This is a genomic window from Carnobacterium sp. FSL E2-0243 (genome assembly GCF_038003605.1).
Lineage (GTDB): Bacteria > Bacillota > Bacilli > Lactobacillales > Carnobacteriaceae > Carnobacterium > Carnobacterium maltaromaticum.
On the sequence record NZ_JBBOPM010000001.1, the window covers coordinates 365,951 to 382,650 of the forward strand.

General features: G+C 34.8%; 17 protein-coding genes. 15 read left to right on the plus strand and 2 right to left on the minus strand.

The window, feature by feature from the left end:
• The first annotated feature begins 20 nt into the window (after positions 1-20).
• The 8 genes from menB to MHI00_RS01790 all read left to right on the plus strand — a co-directional run bounded on the left by menB (position 21) and on the right by MHI00_RS01790 (position 9,339).
• Positions 21-839 carry a 1,4-dihydroxy-2-naphthoyl-CoA synthase gene (gene menB, locus MHI00_RS01755; protein ID WP_010053538.1) on the plus strand — a complete coding sequence of 273 codons (819 nt, stop codon included), beginning with the start codon at positions 21-23 and terminating at the stop codon, positions 837-839.
• A gap of 81 nt (positions 840-920) precedes the next feature.
• On the plus strand, positions 921-2,363 hold the full coding sequence (locus tag MHI00_RS01760) for an o-succinylbenzoate--CoA ligase (protein ID WP_287429900.1): 1,443 nt from the start codon (positions 921-923) through the stop codon (positions 2,361-2,363).
• 73 nt (positions 2,364-2,436) lie between these two features.
• Positions 2,437-3,864 carry a cryptochrome/photolyase family protein gene (locus MHI00_RS01765; RefSeq protein WP_341110505.1) on the plus strand — a complete coding sequence of 476 codons (1,428 nt, stop codon included), beginning with the start codon at positions 2,437-2,439 and terminating at the stop codon, positions 3,862-3,864.
• A gap of 149 nt (positions 3,865-4,013) precedes the next feature.
• On the plus strand, positions 4,014-6,029 hold the full coding sequence (metG, locus tag MHI00_RS01770; RefSeq protein WP_341110507.1) for a methionine--tRNA ligase: 2,016 nt from the start codon (positions 4,014-4,016) through the stop codon (positions 6,027-6,029).
• A gap of 102 nt (positions 6,030-6,131) precedes the next feature.
• A complete protein-coding gene (locus tag MHI00_RS01775) occupies positions 6,132-6,899 on the plus strand; it encodes a TatD family hydrolase (protein ID WP_135027897.1) in 768 nt (255 codons plus the stop codon).
• Positions 6,899-7,465: a ribonuclease M5 gene (gene rnmV, locus MHI00_RS01780; protein WP_010053544.1), complete on the plus strand. Its 567-nt coding sequence runs from the start codon at positions 6,899-6,901 to the stop codon at positions 7,463-7,465. Before MHI00_RS01775 ends, rnmV begins: the two co-directional genes overlap by 1 nt.
• Positions 7,452-8,345: a 16S rRNA (adenine(1518)-N(6)/adenine(1519)-N(6))-dimethyltransferase RsmA gene (gene rsmA / locus MHI00_RS01785; RefSeq protein ID WP_010053547.1), complete on the plus strand. Its 894-nt coding sequence runs from the start codon at positions 7,452-7,454 to the stop codon at positions 8,343-8,345. Before rnmV ends, rsmA begins: the two co-directional genes overlap by 14 nt.
• A 736-nt stretch (positions 8,346-9,081) precedes the next feature.
• Positions 9,082-9,339 (plus strand): Veg family protein, encoded by a 258-nt coding sequence (locus MHI00_RS01790; RefSeq protein WP_010053550.1) that lies wholly within the window; start codon positions 9,082-9,084, stop codon positions 9,337-9,339.
• A 108-nt stretch (positions 9,340-9,447) separates the two neighbouring features.
• Here the strand turns inward: MHI00_RS01790 and MHI00_RS01795 are convergent, their stop codons facing one another.
• Positions 9,448-9,897 carry a nucleoside deaminase gene (locus tag MHI00_RS01795; RefSeq protein WP_057000133.1) on the minus strand — a complete coding sequence of 150 codons (450 nt, stop codon included), beginning with the start codon at positions 9,895-9,897 and terminating at the stop codon, positions 9,448-9,450.
• A 103-nt stretch (positions 9,898-10,000) separates the two neighbouring features.
• Entirely contained in the window at positions 10,001-11,533 is a 1,533-nt protein-coding gene (locus tag MHI00_RS01800; RefSeq protein WP_057000132.1) for a helix-turn-helix domain-containing protein, read from the minus strand.
• A 543-nt stretch (positions 11,534-12,076) separates the two neighbouring features.
• Here MHI00_RS01800 and MHI00_RS01805 point away from each other — a divergent pair.
• From MHI00_RS01805 to MHI00_RS01835, 7 genes are all read left to right on the plus strand, one after another.
• A complete protein-coding gene (locus MHI00_RS01805; protein ID WP_057000131.1) occupies positions 12,077-12,283 on the plus strand; it encodes a hypothetical protein in 207 nt (68 codons plus the stop codon).
• A gap of 39 nt (positions 12,284-12,322) precedes the next feature.
• Positions 12,323-12,742: an LPXTG cell wall anchor domain-containing protein gene (locus MHI00_RS01810; RefSeq protein WP_229252185.1), complete on the plus strand. Its 420-nt coding sequence runs from the start codon at positions 12,323-12,325 to the stop codon at positions 12,740-12,742.
• The gene (locus MHI00_RS01815; protein ID WP_087064505.1) at positions 12,654-13,322 is read left to right on the plus strand and encodes a WxL domain-containing protein; all 669 of its coding nucleotides are present in this window, start codon (positions 12,654-12,656) and stop codon (positions 13,320-13,322) included. The genes MHI00_RS01810 and MHI00_RS01815 overlap by 89 nt, the downstream gene beginning before the upstream one ends.
• A 24-nt stretch (positions 13,323-13,346) precedes the next feature.
• The gene (locus MHI00_RS01820; RefSeq protein WP_341110518.1) at positions 13,347-14,018 is read left to right on the plus strand and encodes a WxL domain-containing protein; all 672 of its coding nucleotides are present in this window, start codon (positions 13,347-13,349) and stop codon (positions 14,016-14,018) included.
• A 43-nt stretch (positions 14,019-14,061) separates the two neighbouring features.
• Complete coding sequence (locus tag MHI00_RS01825; protein ID WP_341110520.1) at positions 14,062-14,757, plus strand: WxL domain-containing protein; 696 nt, start codon at positions 14,062-14,064, stop codon at positions 14,755-14,757.
• A 69-nt stretch (positions 14,758-14,826) separates the two neighbouring features.
• Positions 14,827-15,915, plus strand: coding sequence for a DUF916 and DUF3324 domain-containing protein (locus MHI00_RS01830; protein ID WP_229252189.1), 1,089 nt, complete (start codon positions 14,827-14,829; stop codon positions 15,913-15,915).
• Positions 15,916-15,998: 83 nt separating this feature from the next.
• Positions 15,999-16,619 carry a WxL domain-containing protein gene (locus tag MHI00_RS01835; RefSeq protein ID WP_287429909.1) on the plus strand — a complete coding sequence of 207 codons (621 nt, stop codon included), beginning with the start codon at positions 15,999-16,001 and terminating at the stop codon, positions 16,617-16,619.
• Positions 16,620-16,700: the final 81 nt, after the last annotated feature.

Consider the following 16,700-nt stretch of genomic DNA (forward strand, 5'->3'; position numbering starts at 1 on the left):
TAAAAAAGGAGACTTAAATGATGACTGAAAATTGGGAAACAATTAAAGAATACCGTGAAATTTTATTTGAAAAGACTGATCATATAGCAAAAATTACGATTAATCGTCCAGAGGTGCACAACGCATTTACACCATTGACTGTTTCTGAAATGATTGATGCTTTTACACTAAGTCGTGATGACGCTGATATTGGCGTAATTATTTTAACTGGAGCAGGAGACAATGCGTTCTGTTCTGGTGGCGATCAACGTGTACGGGGAAATGGTGGATATGTTGGAGAAGATAATATTCCGCGTTTGAATGTATTAGATTTACAACGCTTAATTCGCGTGATTCCAAAACCAATTATTGCAATGGTAAAAGGTTGGTCAATTGGTGGCGGAAATGTATTACAATTGGTTTGCGATTTAACGATTGCAGGTGATAATGCTAAGTTTGGCCAAACAGGTCCTAATGTTGGGAGCTTTGATGCCGGCTATGGTTCTGGTTATTTAGCACGTGTCATCGGCCATAAGAAAGCCAAAGAAGTTTGGTTTATGTGTCGTCAGTACACAGCTGCTGAAGCTTTGGAAATGGGTTGGATTAATACCGTTGTTCCAGTTGCTGATGTTGAAAAAGAAACAATGGACTGGGCTCGTGAAATGTTGAAGAAAAGCCCGACTGCATTGCGCTTTATTAAAGCGGCAATGAATGCTGATACAGATGGTTTAGCAGGCTTGCAACAATTTGCTGGTGATGCAACATTGTTATATTACACTTCTGATGAAGCGAAAGAGGGACGCGATGCATTTAATGAACGTCGTGATCCAGACTTTAATCAATTTCCAAAATTTCCATAAAGAATAAGCGAAACTGAGTTGGCCTTGGAAGGATCAAGGGGCTCAGTTTTTTCTAATTAATGAAAGGAGTTTGTGTAAAAAATGGAGAATTGGTTAACAAAACGTGTTCATTTAACTCCTGAAAAAACAGCTTTAGTATTTAAACAGAAAAAATGGAGTTTTGCTGAATTGCAAGTAGAAGTCAATCAACGAGCTAAGCGATTATTGACTCTTTCTTATCCTGAGGGAAGCCGAATTGGCGTCTTAGGGAGCAACTCACCTGAACTTTATTTTACTATTTTAGCGCTACAACAAATGGGTCACACAATCGTATTTTTGAACCACAGATTAACGAGTTATGAAATGGAGCAACAACTTATTGATGCTACTGTTGCTGGAGTATTATATCAAGCTTCTTTTGTAGGGAAAATTAAACAGCTTTCTATTCATTTACAAGAATGTAGCCATAGTTTTCAACAGGTGACTGAATTAAAGGAACAAACGAAATTTAAACCAGTTCCAGATTTTGATTTAAAAAAAGTGACGACTATTATGTATACGTCTGGGACAACGGGACAAGCTAAAGGGGTTCAACAAACGTTTGATAATCATTGGTGGAGTGCAATTGGCTCCGTACTCAATTTAGGTTTAACAGATGAGGATAGTTGGTTGTGCCCAGTTCCGTTATTTCATATTAGTGGTTTTTCAATTATGATGCGCAGTCTAATTTATGGAATGCCTGTTTATTTATTTGAAAAATTTGATGAAAAAGAAATTAATCAAACGCTGTTGTCAGGAGCAGGATCAATTATATCCGTAGTTTCTGTAATGCTTAAACGTTTGCTAGTTGATTTAGGAAATCGCCACTATCCACCACAATTTCGTTGTATGCTATTAGGTGGAGGACCAATTGATAGTGGAACATTAACGAATTGTCAGAAACTTGGAATTCCAGTCATCCAATCCTATGGCATGACTGAAACGGCTTCGCAAGTTGTGGCTTTAAGTAATGATATGGCTGTCAAAAAAAGCGGTTCGGCAGGTTTGCCTTTATTTCCAGTTCAATTAGAAGTAGTAATGCCAAGTCATGAGGTCTGTCTTCCTTATCAGCATGGTGAAGTCCGAATCAAAGCACCTAACGTGACAGTTGGGTACCTGAATCAGCCGCGGCGCTCTGAAACTGAATGGTTTTACACAGGAGATATCGGTTATCTTGATAATGATGGCTATCTCTATATTGTTAGTCGTTTAGCTGATTTAATTATTTCTGGTGGGGAAAATATTTATCCTTCAGAGGTAGAACAAGTTTTAATGGCACATCCTAGTATTAATGATGTGGCAATCGTTGGAAAAAAAGATACTCAGTGGGAGCAAGTCCCAATTGCCTTTTTAGTCTTAGAGCAAGATAAGGAGTTAGATATCCCTGGCTTAATTCATTTTTGTCAAAATCAATTAGCTCAATATAAAATACCGAAAGAATATAAAGTTGTTAGTCAATTGCCACGTAATGCTAGTGGTAAAGTTTTACGCAGAAATTTAGTCTAAATTTTTTTAGTATATAGAGTGCCGAAAAAACGGCACTTTGTATGTTTACATAGAAGATAGGGGGAAGATTTTAATGAGTGTGATAGGAATGTGGTTTCGTAAAGATTTAAGGTTAACAGACAATACAGCACTAATTGCAGCACTGAAAGAGGCTCAATTAAAAAATGACAAACTAGTTGGGATTTTCCATCTAAATCCGCTTCAATTTAAAGTAACGAGTTTTAATCATGATTATTTTTTTACTGCGGTCGCGCATTTTGTTGAAGTAGCTAAAGCAGCTGGCTTGCCAATTCATTTTTTATATGGAGAGATAGAAGCAGCTTTTGAGGAACTAACTCAAAAAATTCCGACTTTAAACCAGATTTACTTTAATCGAGATGAACGAGGGTTTGGTGCAGAGCGAGATCGGAAAATGGAGTCATTTTTTGCAGAAAAAGGGATTGAATGCCATCATTTTCAAGATAGTCATCTGCATGGAGCAACAGAGAATCGAAAACAAGATCAGACGGCGTTTAAAGTTTTTACTCCTTACTATAAAAGTTGGGAAAAACTTAGAAAACCCAACTTTCAAAAAATTGATAGTCAAAAATTAAAAGAATTTGCTTTAGACAAACAAGAGCTATTTAGTGAAGGACAGGCTGAATTTACTCAGTTAATGCAATCGGTTGATGAAAAATGGGCGAGTGAAGTTGGGGCGTTAAAAGCGAGAAAGAGATTACGTCAATTTATTTCAAGTGGGATCGAGCAGTATGATCAAACACGTGATTTTCCAGCCCAAAAAGGAACGAGTCGGTTATCTCAGTTTTTAAGAACGGGGGAATTGTCCATTCGCGAAGTGTATCATCGAATTAAGGCCGAGGCCCCAGATAGTATAGGGAAAGAAACGTATCTAAAGGAGTTATGTTGGCGTGATTTTTATAATATGATTTATTTTGAAAATCCACAACAGCAAGTATTGGAAATAAAAGAACAGTATCGTAACTTACAGTGGAACAGTGATGAGCAACTTTTGCAGGCTTGGAAAACCGGCCAAACAGGTTATCCTTTAGTAGATGCAGCCATGCGCCAATTAAATCAAACAGGTTGGATGCATAATCGTTTACGGATGATTACGGCTTCTTTTTTAGTTAAAGATTTATTAATGGACTGGCGTTTAGGTGAAGCCTATTTTGCAGAAAAATTAATTGATTACGATGCGGCTTCGAACGTTGGTGGCTGGCAGTGGGCGGCTTCAACGGGAACTGATGCAGTTCCTTATTTCCGGATTTTTAATCCAACAACTCAAAGCCAACGTTTTGATGAAGCGGGAGATTTTATTTATAAGTATGTACCAGAGTTAAAAGGGATTCCACATGCTTATCTTCATGAACCAAGTAAGATGCCACTAAATATCCAACAAGAAAAGCAGATTATCATTGGTGAGGATTATCCACAGCCGATTGTTCAGCATAAATTGATGAGACAAAAAGCCTTGGAATTATTTAAAGGAATTGATCAGTGAAAAAATTATAGGAGAAGAAGCTTTAGTAAATTCCCTTGATGCAAGTGGCTTTTTCATAACTTATCGCGCAATAGAAGTGGATTTTATGTTATACTATTCAGGAATGGAAAATTGTCTATAAATTTAAAATACTCAAGGAGGCACTTTAGATGACCGAAAAAAAACCCTTTTATATTACGACCCCGATATACTACCCAAGTGGTAAGCTACATATTGGGAATTCATACACAACAATTGCCTGTGATGTAATGGCACGTTATAAAAGAATGCAGGATTTTGATGTATTCTATTTAACTGGAACAGATGAGCATGGTCAAAAAATTGAAAACAAAGCAGATGAGTTGGGAATAACGCCTAAAGAATATGTGGATACAATGGCTGATCACATGCAAGAAACTTGGCGTTTACTAGAAATTAGTAATGATAAGTTTATTCGAACAACTGATCCAGTTCATGAAAAAGTTGTTGGAGATATTTTTGAGCGTTTGTTAGCGCAAGGAGATATTTATTTAGGCGAATATACAGGTTGGTATTCAGTTTCTGATGAAGAATTTTTTACAGAAACACAATTGGAAGAAGTTTATCGTGATGCAGAAGGCAATGTCATTGGTGGTAAAGCGCCAAGCGGACATGAAGTGGAGCTTGTTAAAGAAGAGTCTTATTTCTTTAAAATGAGTAAATATGCGGATCGCTTATTAGATTACTATAATGCGCATCCTGAATTTATCCAACCAGAGTCACGTAAAAATGAAATGATTAACAACTTTATTAAGCCTGGTTTAGAGGACTTAGCTGTTTCAAGAACAACATTTAGTTGGGGTGTCAAAGTACCAAGCAATCCGGAGCATGTTATTTATGTTTGGATTGATGCATTGGCTAACTACATCACAGCATTAGGATACGGAACTGACGATACAACATTATTTGATCGCTACTGGCCAGCAGATGTGCATATGGTTGGAAAAGAAATTGTCCGTTTCCATACAATTTATTGGCCAATTATGTTAATGGCACTTGATTTGCCATTACCGAAAAAAATCTTCGGTCATGGTTGGTTATTAATGAAAGACGGTAAAATGTCTAAATCTAAAGGTAATGTTGTTTATCCAGAAATGCTAGTTGAACATTTTGGTTTGGATGCATTACGTTATTACTTGATGCGTGAGGTATCATTTGGTAGTGATGGTGTCTTTACGCCAGAAGATTTCGTTTCTCGCGTGAATTATGATTTAGCCAATGATTTAGGAAACTTATTGAATCGAACAGTTGCTATGATTAATAAATATTGCGGTGGAGTTGTACCAACTTATGTAGGTGACGTGACTGCCTTTGATGCACCATTAAAAGCTGTTGCAGATGAAGTCGTTAAAAACTACCAAACTGAAATGGATCAAATGCAATTCAGTACAGCCCTAGCTGAAGTTTGGCGTTTAATTTCCCGTGCAAATAAATATATTGACGAGACAGAACCTTGGAAATTAATTAAAGAAGAGGATAAAAAAGCTGAGTTAGATAGCGTGATGGTTCATTTAGCAGAAAGTTTACGTGTTTCAGCGATTCTTTTACAACCATTCTTGACGCATGCTCCAAAAGATATTTTTGCTCAATTAGGCGTAACAGGAAAAGAAGCAGGTGAATTTAAAACTGTTGATTTTGGTCAATTCCCGACTGACGTTAAAGTTGTTGAAAAAGGCACACCTATCTTCCCACGTTTAGACTTAGAAGTTGAAGCAAATTATATCAAAGAGCAGATGGCTGCTGGTAAACCAGAAACAACAGAGGAGGAAGCTGGCGTGTGGAATCCAGAAGAAACAGAGTTAGTTTCACTAAAAGAAAAAGAAATTAAATACGAAGATTTCGATAAAGTTGAATTAAAGGTAGCAGAAGTAATTGATTGCCGTAAAGTTGAAGGTGCAGATAAGCTCTTGAAATTCCGCTTAGATGCTGGAGACAAGGATCACCGTCAAATCCTTTCTGGAATTGCTCAATGGTACCCAGAACCAGAGGCTTTAATCGGTAAAAAAGTCGTGATTGTTGCTAATTTGAAACCTCGTAAAATGCGCGGTGAAGTTAGTCAGGGCATGATTCTATCCGCAGAAAAAGACGGTGTTTTACAAGTTATCGAAGCACCAATTTCAGCACCAAATGGTTCTGAAATCGCGTAATTATATTGAGTCAGCAACCCTGCTAAAGTAAAATTATTAGCAGGGTTGCTGTTGCTCATACTATAATACCTAAAGTTATCTCAATAAGAAAGGATTGAAATGATGTTATTTGATACACATACACATTTAAACGATGAAGCTTTTGCTACAGAAATTCCAGAAGCAATCGCTCGTGCCAAAGAAAATGATGTCACAAAAATGGCAATTGTCGGATTCGATGAAAAAACAATTGAAAAATCACTAGAATTAAGTCGAAATTATGATGGATTATATAGTATTATTGGCTGGCATCCAACAGAAGCCTACCTATATACAGATAAAATTGAAGAAAAGTTAGTTGAACAATTACAATTACCTAAAATAGTCGCCATGGGTGAAATGGGCTTGGATTATCATTGGGACACATCACCTAAAAATGTTCAAAAAGATGTTTTCCGCCGTCAAATGCGAATTGCTAAAGAGTTGAAACTACCAATTAGTATTCATATGCGTGATGCGATTGAAGATACGTATCAAATCTTGAAAGAAGAGCATGTAGAAGATATTGGTGGAATTATGCATAGCTTTAGTGGAGATGTAGATTGGATGGAACGCTTTTTAGATTTAGGGATGCATATTTCTATGAGTGGGGTTGTAACCTTTAAAAAAGCTTTTGAAGTTCATGAAGTGGCTAAACAGGTTCCCTTTGATAAATTATTGGTTGAAACAGATGCTCCTTATCTTGCTCCGGTACCTTTTAGAGGCAAACGGAATGAACCAGCTTATGTAAAATATGTGGCTGAAAAAATTGCTGAATTGAGAGAGTGTAGTTACCAAGAAGTTGCGACTCAAACAACGGAAAATGCTGAAAAACTATTTAGGTTACGCTAATGGATAAAATTAAAGAAATTATTGTAGTCGAAGGTCGTGACGATACAAGACGTATCAAAGAGGCAGTCGTAGCAGACACATTGGAAACACGCGGTTCTGCTATCGATAACTCAATTCTTGCTTTAATTGCAAAAGCTCAAGAAACACGAGGTGTTATCGTTTTTACAGATCCAGATTTTCCAGGTGAGAAAATCAGAAAAACAATTTCTCGTGCTGTTCCAGGTGTCAAACATGCTTTTTTAAAAGTTGCAGATGCCAAGCCTAAAGGCAAAGGTAGCCTTGGGATTGAGCATGCGACACCAGAGGCGATTCGTGAAGCTTTAGGAAAAGCTTATACAGAAACTATTTCGAAAGAATCACTAATTTCACGGGAGCTGTTAATTGATGCCGGTCTATTAGCAGGCCCGTTTGCTAAAAAAAGGCGTGAAAAATTAGGCGAATCATTAAATATCGGGTATACTAACGGCAAACAGCTTGAAAAAAGATTGCAGATGTTTCAAATTACCCCAGAACAAGTAATTGAGGCCATGCAACGAATCTTGGAGGATGAAAATGACCCAGCGTAAAGATATTGCAACACCTAGCAGAACTAAAGAAATCTTAGCAAAACATGGTTTTTCAGTTAAGAAAAGTCTTGGACAAAATTTTATTGTCGATCCTAATATCCTTGTGAATATTGTTGCGGCTGCAGGTTTAGATAAAGATACTAATGTTGTTGAGGTTGGGCCTGGAATAGGTGCATTGACAGAACATTTAGCCAGAGCCAGTAAAGAAGTAGTAGCTTTTGAAATAGATGATCGCTTACTTCCTGTTTTAGCGGATACATTAAGTCCATATGACAATGTTGAAATTGTCCATACTGATGTATTGAAGGCTAATTTGGCAGAGATATTAACCCCGCGCCTTAATTTAGAAGAACGCCTAATGGTAGTTGCTAATTTACCTTATTACATTACAACGCCAATTATTATGCATTTTCTAGAATCAGAAGTCCGAATTGATGGTCTAGTAATTATGACCCAGAAAGAAGTTGGGGATCGGATTACTGCTGCTCCAGGAACAAAAGCCTATGGTTCATTATCGATTGCGATTCAATATTATATGGAAGCAGAAATTGCTTTTATTGTGCCTAAAACAGTTTTTGTTCCACAACCAAATGTTGATTCTGCGATTATTAAATTAACTAGACGTGAGCAACCTAGTGTCATTGTTAAAAATGAAAAAATATTTTTCCAAGTAGCACGAGCTGCTTTTGTTCAACGTCGTAAAACATTATGGAATAATCTTCTAGTCCGTTACGGAAAAGAAGAAGAGATCAAAGAGAAGTTAGTTAAAGCTTTAGAACTAGCGGATATAGATCCAAAACGTCGAGGTGAAACGCTAAGTTTAGCTGAATTTGGTCGATTATCAGATGCAATTGTTGAATTCTTTCCAGAAAATAATTAGATAGAGAAACTTGAAAAAATAAAAAATACGTGTTATACTCAAGGTAGAAAAAAATCAAATGAAACACCGAACCCCCCATACTGTTGTGAGTATGGGGGTTTTGTTTAATCTAAGTAAACAGGTGCTGGCCTAGTCACCTCTTATTTATCTTTGCGGTTAAGCCAATAACCGAAAAACTCTGCCAGTAATGCAATCAACAAAGGTAAGATAAACGTTGTTAAAAAAGAATCAAATGAAGCACCTCCTCACATATTGGGATTGTTCCTGTGAGATAGGTGACTAATTAAGTATAACAGAGTGAAAGAACTAAGGTTTTTCTATTTTCTATCTTTAAAAGGCAGGAAATGAATAAATTACCTAATAAATCAGCGAAATTGAAAAGGATATAGAGGTAACTAGGGAAAATTAATTTGATTTAGTTACCTATTTTTTTAGATACTACTAGTTTGTTCAATTTTAGTTTAATGACCAAAATAATAACTGTGAAGATATAAATTAGTACTTAGTATTAGTAGATTTATTTTTCATATTATTATCTTATGGGTCATAATGATATACCAAAAAATTGTTTTTTTAAGTGGTTTTAAGCCATATATAGCAGTCTTTTGCGAAAAAATCTTAGTTTTTTTAATTTTTTCTAATTTAAAGAATAAGTAGTTGCATCTAGCTATTTCATGTGGTATACTTGTTAAATTTGTCAGAATATGGTATACTTTACCTCAGTGAGGTGAATCTAATGCCAAATACATTAGCAAGTATCAAAAAGAACTTGGATTGTCAGTTAGGTAGAAAGATTATGTTGACCGCGCAAACGGGTCGCAAAAGAAAGACCGAACGAAAGGGCGTTTTGAGAGAAACTTACCCGTCTGTTTTCGTTGTAGATTTAGATCAAGATGAAAATGCATTTGAACGTGTTTCTTATAGTTATACAGATGTTTTGACTCAATCCGTTGAAATTCAATTTTTTGACGAAAACAGTCGCCAATATGCTTAATAGTAAGACCACGAGCTGATGAAGCTCGTTTTTTTTACATAAAAACAGAGAATCTATTATTGTTAGAATAATTCCTAACAATAATAGATTCTCTGTTTGTTTAGCATATCAAAAATAATCCGCTAAAATTTTGGTCCCTTCGTTATTTAAAATCAAACCATGTGTGGTTGGTCTAAAAGGGCTTTTTTCAAAAACTTCTTCGCTACTTATCATGATATTAAATCCAGCAATTTCTTGTAATTGACTATGGCTAGCAGAATAAACTAATTTACCTAATTTAGACCAAACCATGGCGCCTGAACACATACAACAAGGTTCACAACTAGTATATAAAGTATAATCGGATAAATCACTAATTTGGTTGGTATGACAAAATTCTCTAATCAAGCTCATTTCAGCATGGGCTGTTGGATCGCTAGACTTGTGGATAGAATTTTGTGTCTCAAAGACTATTTCTCCATCTTTTACCAAAATAGCTCCAAATGGTTCATTTCCAGATTTGGCAGCTGTACTTGCCAGTTCAAGCGCGCGTTTCATAAAATCTTGTTCCATTTGCATAGCTAAGAACCTCCACTAATAGATGTTGAAAGTGTTGCTACTTTCAACTAATTTTTAATAATCATAACTGAAATAGTCCATAGAGTAAAGTCAGAAAAGCATTTTAAACATTGAATGCTAATGTCATAATTTTCTTTTGAATGTAGTTAGTAAGTTGGGTCCAAGTATCAATATCATAAGTGAAATTAAAATAAAAAAATTCTTGTTTACTATAATCTGTCAATTCAATACAGTCGGAAATAATCAAATCAGCTTCTTCGATGCTAGTAACAATTGTTAGAATTTGATCTCCAAAAACGGCATGTAGTCTTTTTTTTATAAACGCTTCAGAATGTATATTTTTTGAGTACTGAATGTAAATATTAAATTTAGACTCTTGCAGGGAGCTGATAATAAAGTAAACAAGATTATACATAATATCTAGATTATTCTCCGTGTAATAGCTAGAATCGTAAGTGGGTTGTTCTGAAATAAATTCATTTGAAAATTTCTTGATATTATCAGACAGTTCTTTGGATTCAATCCGATCAATTCCAAACCAACTCACTTGAGGATGTTCTCTAGCAAAACTGAGTAAATTAATGTTTAGTTTTTCAATAGATAGAAAATAAAGAGTCACATAATAAATCATATCTGCATATTGGATGTCGTTACAAGTTAAGTTAAAGAATTGTAAAAGACGGTGGAAAAATTTTTTATTAAAATCAATAGAAGAATTATCGAGTAATAAAAATTTTTGTCCAATCTCTATTCTTTGCGCAGGTGAATCAATACTTGCTAAAATTAATCTTAAAGCAAAATTGAAAAATAGCTTCTCACTAGCTTTTTTTTCTTGCGGAAGAACAAGAAGTCTCTTGTTAAAAATTTGATTCATTGGTTCTGAAAGATCATGGACATCTTGAATACAAGTAAGGAAGTCTTGATATTCTTTATCAAGAGAGACATACTTTTTTTCATTTACAATCATATTCATTGTAATTTTAAAGAAATACTCAACTCGCGTTGCTTTAGATAAACTAAGATTTGGTGAAACTAACTCTGGTTCAGTAGCAAGATATCTTTTTGTCGTATCTAAGGTGATTTTTGAAAATGGCCATTTTTGTTCTTTAAAGGAATTCCAAAAAAAGTAATAAGTAAATAAGCGCATATATTCAGTTTTACCCATATAATTAAATCCAGAATCATTTATTGAAAAATCGAGTTCAAGGTACCATTTTTTTAAGATTTTGGATAAGCTTTTATTAAGTTTGTAAAAATAAGAGCTACTAATTAATAATTCATCCATCAGCGAAATTGATGAAGGGTATTTAGTGTAAAAAAGTGTTAATAAAAATTGATAAGACAGAGATTGCTTCAGAAAATGTAGTGTTAACATATTAATAACGTTAGCACTTTTATAGTACTGTGAATCAATGACTAAATAGTACTGAGATGATTCATTGGTATCAATTTTTACTGTATGATTGAAAAGTTCATATAAATCTTCCTCAAGTGAATCAAGTAATCTGCGCATAGCCACTTTAGATAAATCCAATAGTTCGCATAGCTCATCAATTGAGATAAATTCATATTGTTTGCTTAAATATTTTATTAGTTCTATTTTTTGGTAGTTTCTTTTGTCTAATAGTAAGTCCAAGTGAATCCCCCCTTATAAAAATTAATTACATGCTCTATTTTGATAAATGAACTGAGTAGTTAGATATAGAAAATGAAGGCTAGTATTTAGTTTTTTAGAAACTTTTTGAATAGATTAAATAACTAATTTGGAAGCTTTGAATGAGAGGCTAGTGAGGATTGTTAGTTTAAGATTTAAAGAGTAAGGCTTATTTTAAATGAGCATCAGGAAAAAATCAATAGTAAATGGGAATATCACATAATTTTCTTTGTTATGTTTTAAGAATATGGGTTGAAATAGAAAGGCGATAATTGTATATAATTATCGCTTTTTTTTGTTTGAGAAATTAGGCAGATTTAAATTTTAACCTACCTAAATAGGTGTTTTCCACTGAAACAGCGTGTTTCTTTTCATAAGTGTGTAAAATTAACGATTTGTATATGTTATATTTTTTTTAGCAATTAAATTATTTCAAACAAAATGAATAGTAAAAGAGTACTATCAATTATATACGTGGATGTTATTTTTTTTTTGAATTGTTTTATCAAGAAAGGAGATGAATATATGAGGATTGAAGATTTTTGGACAGATGTGATTCTCTATCGTGCTGAATTCCAAACGGAAAATGGAAGAAAAATAACTAAATTTTTAACGTTTCCAGCAACCTTTAATCAGGAAAGTCAAATCAGTGAAGTTATAAAAACAAAATTTCGTGATGTTGATAAAGTATTGTTTATTGAAGAATGGGGAGACGGATTGTATCTAAAATAAATGAATTGAAAGTCAATTTTTTTAAAGAAGGTGAAAAGAATGAATATAAAAGGTCGTATGTTTTTAACAATGTGTTGTTTGGTTTTTATTTTTTGTTATCCAATTAATAGTAGCGCTACAACAACAACTAGCAATGTTGGAATTGTATTTACAGAAAAGGAGGTGAGTGAGAAGGGAGAGAACCATGGAAAAGAAAGTGAGCATTCTACTGAAAATGGAAAACAAGTAGAAGAAATTTCACAAAATGGCGTAGAAAATAATCAATTTCCACAAACTGGAGAAAAAAGGCAAGGCCTTTTAACTTTGATAGGAGTACTGCTATTAAGTATAGTCGTATGGTTAAGAAAAAGAGGAATAGGGAGTGCAAAATATGAACTTAAAAAAAGTTGTGTTAGTAGGTTTTTTAGGAAGTGCGATTTTAGGAGCAACAACAGTTGTAAAAGCAGCACCTCAAGATGAAATTTTAGGTAGTACGAATGGGTTAGGCGGTACTTCACATGGATATATTAAATTAACACCAGGAGATGTTACTGTAGGACCAGTTGCTCCAGTTAAACCAACAACCCCTAAAGGAGATACCGGTAATGCAGGTCCGTTGACAATTGATAATGTAGCACCGTTACTGTTTGATACACATAAATTAGAAGGAAAAGAGCAAGTTTATACATCATCCGTTGTAGGATCAAATGTGCAAGTAACCGACAACAGAGGGGAAGAAGCAGGTTGGAGTGTTCAAGTTTCACAAACACAATTTAAAGACGTGGTAGATCCACTGAAAATATTGAAAGGTGCAAAATTAACTTTGCCTGTTGGAACAATTGAAACAGCTGGAACGAATGTATCTCTTCAACCTATGGTTTATGCGGTTGAAGTAAATGAGACACCTGTTACATTAATAAACGCTGCTAAAGGTAGCGGTGCTGGTACATGGGTAAATACATTTGCAGAAAAAGACTTGAAATTAACAGTTCCTGCGGGAAATAGAAATGGTGAATATATGTCAACTGTTACATGGTCACTGACTGATGCACCAAAATAATTAAATCAAAGGGAGAGAGTAAATATGAAGATGAAAAATGGGCTAGTGAGTGTTGGAATAGTAGCAATAAGTTGTTCGTTTTTTTTAGCAGAACAAAAAGTGGAAGCAGTTGAAGTGAGTACAGCAAAATCAACTGCAAAATTTCAATTACAAGCAGGAGATGCTACGGTACCACCAGAGATTTTAGATCCAGAAATAGGACCAGCTACAGGGAATAAAGGCTTGTTAACATTGGATTCTGTTTCAAGCTTTACATTTGAAACAAAGAAAATAGGTGCTGAGACTTCTGCACCAATTAATGCAACACCAACAACAGGAACAAAGTTAGGACTTCAAGTAACGGATAATCGCGGGTTAGATTTAGGTTGGAACCTAAAAGTCAGTGGAACGTCTTTTACAGAAAAAATTGGGCAAGGTCCAGAAACTATTGAACTAAAAGGGGCTGTTGTTACAATCCCAGAAGGTGCATTGACTACAAAAGCAGGTGTTGATCCACTACTAACACCAGTAGCGAATAAAGTGAGTTTAACAGCTACACCAGCAACAATTATGAGTGCTTCAACAATACAAGGGCGCTCCACTTGGACAAATTCCTTTGAAGGAAAAGGAGAGAAAGTTACTTTAGCAATCCCATCTGGGAATAAAGCAGGTAATTATAGTTCTACTATTACTTGGTCATTAGAAGATGCACCATAAAACTATTTACTATTTAGTTAGTGGAAACGGAGGAGTTCTATCAATGAAAAAGAAAATAAGTGCAATTATAGCCTTAACTTTGGGATTAATTTTAGTGGGAGGACAGCCTGTAGCGGGAATTAGCATTGGAACCTCAGATAATAAAATTTCGTTTACACCGGGTGATTTAATTGTTTCACCACCGGTTAACCCACTTGATCCTGAAAATCCAAATCCGACTCTACCGATTGATCCTGTTGATCCAGGAAATCCAGGAACAGGACAACCTGGACCACTGTCTGTGGATTATGTATCTAACTTAAAGTTTGGAGTAAATAAAATATCAGGAAAGAACATAAACTATAAAGTCTTAAATCCAAATCCTTTTGTTCAAGTAACTGACTTGAGAGGAGATGGAGATGGGTGGACTTTGTCCGCTAAAATGAGTCTGTTTACAAGTAGTAAGCAGCAAGTTTTAAAAGGTGCAACATTAAATATGAAAAATAGTGTTGTAAAAGCGGGAAGTACAGGAAATGTTTCTCTAGCTCCAGCCAAATCAGATGTTGTATTTGATAATCTAGAAAGTAAAGTCGTTCTTAGTGCGAAGAATAAATCCGGTCGTGGAACTTGGTTAAATGTTTGGTCGGGTACAGATCAAGCTAACGAAGCGATTCAGCTGAATGTTTTAGCAGGAAATCCAGAAGCAAATACAGAGTACTCCTCAACCATTACGTGGGAATTAGAGGATGCACCTAAATAATTAAACCTGACAACAAGAATCATATGAGGTGATTCTTGTTGTTTCATTAAGAAAAGAGGAAAGAAAAAAATGAAAAAAATACTTATAATAGTGGCTTTCTTTTTTTTAAGTAGCCAGCTAGTACCTTACATTGCTCAAGCCGATGATAATATGGCCTATTCAGTTAGTGCCGTAATACCTGAAAATCAAATTGACAAAACACTTACTTACTTTGATCTAAAAATGGAACCAAATCAAAAACAAGAGATTGTCTTAAATGTTAGTAACGCAAGTGATAAAGAAGAAATTATAGTGATCACTCCAAACAATGCAAAAACAAATCAAAATGGTGTAATTGACTATAGTCAATCAAAAGGTGAAGGAGATTCAAGTCTTACGGTTCCTTTAACATCAGTCATTTCGGAAGCCCAAGAAGTCAGCTTGGCTCCTAATGAAAGTAAGCAAGTAACTTTTACATTGCAAATGCCTGAGAAAGAATTTGACGGGGTGATTTTAGGTGGTTTTTACATTGCTAAGAAAGAAAACAAAGATAAAGCTGAAGAATCAGAAAAAAATGTACAGATAGTTAACAATTATTCATACGTTATTGGGATTCAATTAAGTGAAAATACAGCGGAAGTAAAACCTAACTTAAAATTAAATCAAATTAAGCCAGCGCTACTTAATTATCGAACAGCGGTGACAGCAAATATACAAAATACGAAAGCTACTAAGATTAAGGATTTAAGCGTGGATGGAAAAGTAATGAGAAAAGGGAGTTCAGACGTCTTACATGAAACTGTAAAAGAGAATCTATCCATGGCACCTAATTCTAATTTTGATTTCCCGATTAATTGGGATAATCAAACCTTAGAGGTAGGAACATATACATTGAAATTAAATGCAAAATCAGGAGAAGATGAGTGGAAATTTGAAAAAGACTTTGAAATATCAGCAAAAGGATCCAATAAACTAAATAAGGAAGCAGTAGAATTAGAAAAAAAACCAGTGAATTGGCTAGTGATAATTCTCATAGTAATAGGTAGTTTTATTCTTCTAATAAGCATTATTTTCTATTTTATTTATCGCCATAAAAAGAAACTAGCAGCAGAAAAACGAGCACGTTTAGCTAGAAAAAGAAAAAGACAAGCTCATAAAAGAAAAATGACAAGAAGCTAATCAGTTTAGATTATTTTATGACTGAGTTCAGATGATGGATAGGCAATTTTACAAAATAATCTAGGGAGTGGAAGGTGAAGACAATGAAACGATCAAAAGGAATTTTAATAATATTAATAGCTATTGTTTTAGTATATGTACCAACAACTGTTGCTACAGCGGGAGCCGTTTCATCTAATACAAGTGTTGTGATAAAAGCTGGATCAGGTAAAACTAATCCGGAAATTCCAATTTTACCTGCCACAGGGCAGTTAGGTCCTCTATCCATTGATGCAGTTTCAACGTTTAATTTTGCCTCAATAGAAATGGGCAAGAAAGGGATAGCCCAAGTACCACAAGGTGAAGTATTGGGAATTCAAGTAACAGATACTCGGGGATTAGGAACGGGATGGAACGTGATGGTTAAAATATCTGAATTTCAGAACTTGAAAAAAGATCGTATTTTAAAAGCGGATGTATCAATACCAGCGGGAAAAGTAGCCTCGCAGAAAAGCGACATACTAAATGCTCCTACTGCGACTAGTGTCGTGTTAAATGAATTTGATAGCTCAATTTTTTCTGCACCAAAAGGAAAAGGAATGGGAACATATACCAATTCTTTTGAAGGGAATGGAGAACCGGTCACGATTACGGTTCCATCAGACGCATTGTTAGATAGTTACTCAGCCAATTTAAGTTGGACCTTACAAGATGCGCCTTCGTAAACCAAAGATTTACTAACTAGTTAGTAGGCTATTTTGATGAAGGAATAATCAATGTTGCACATATAAATTTAAGAATAAGGG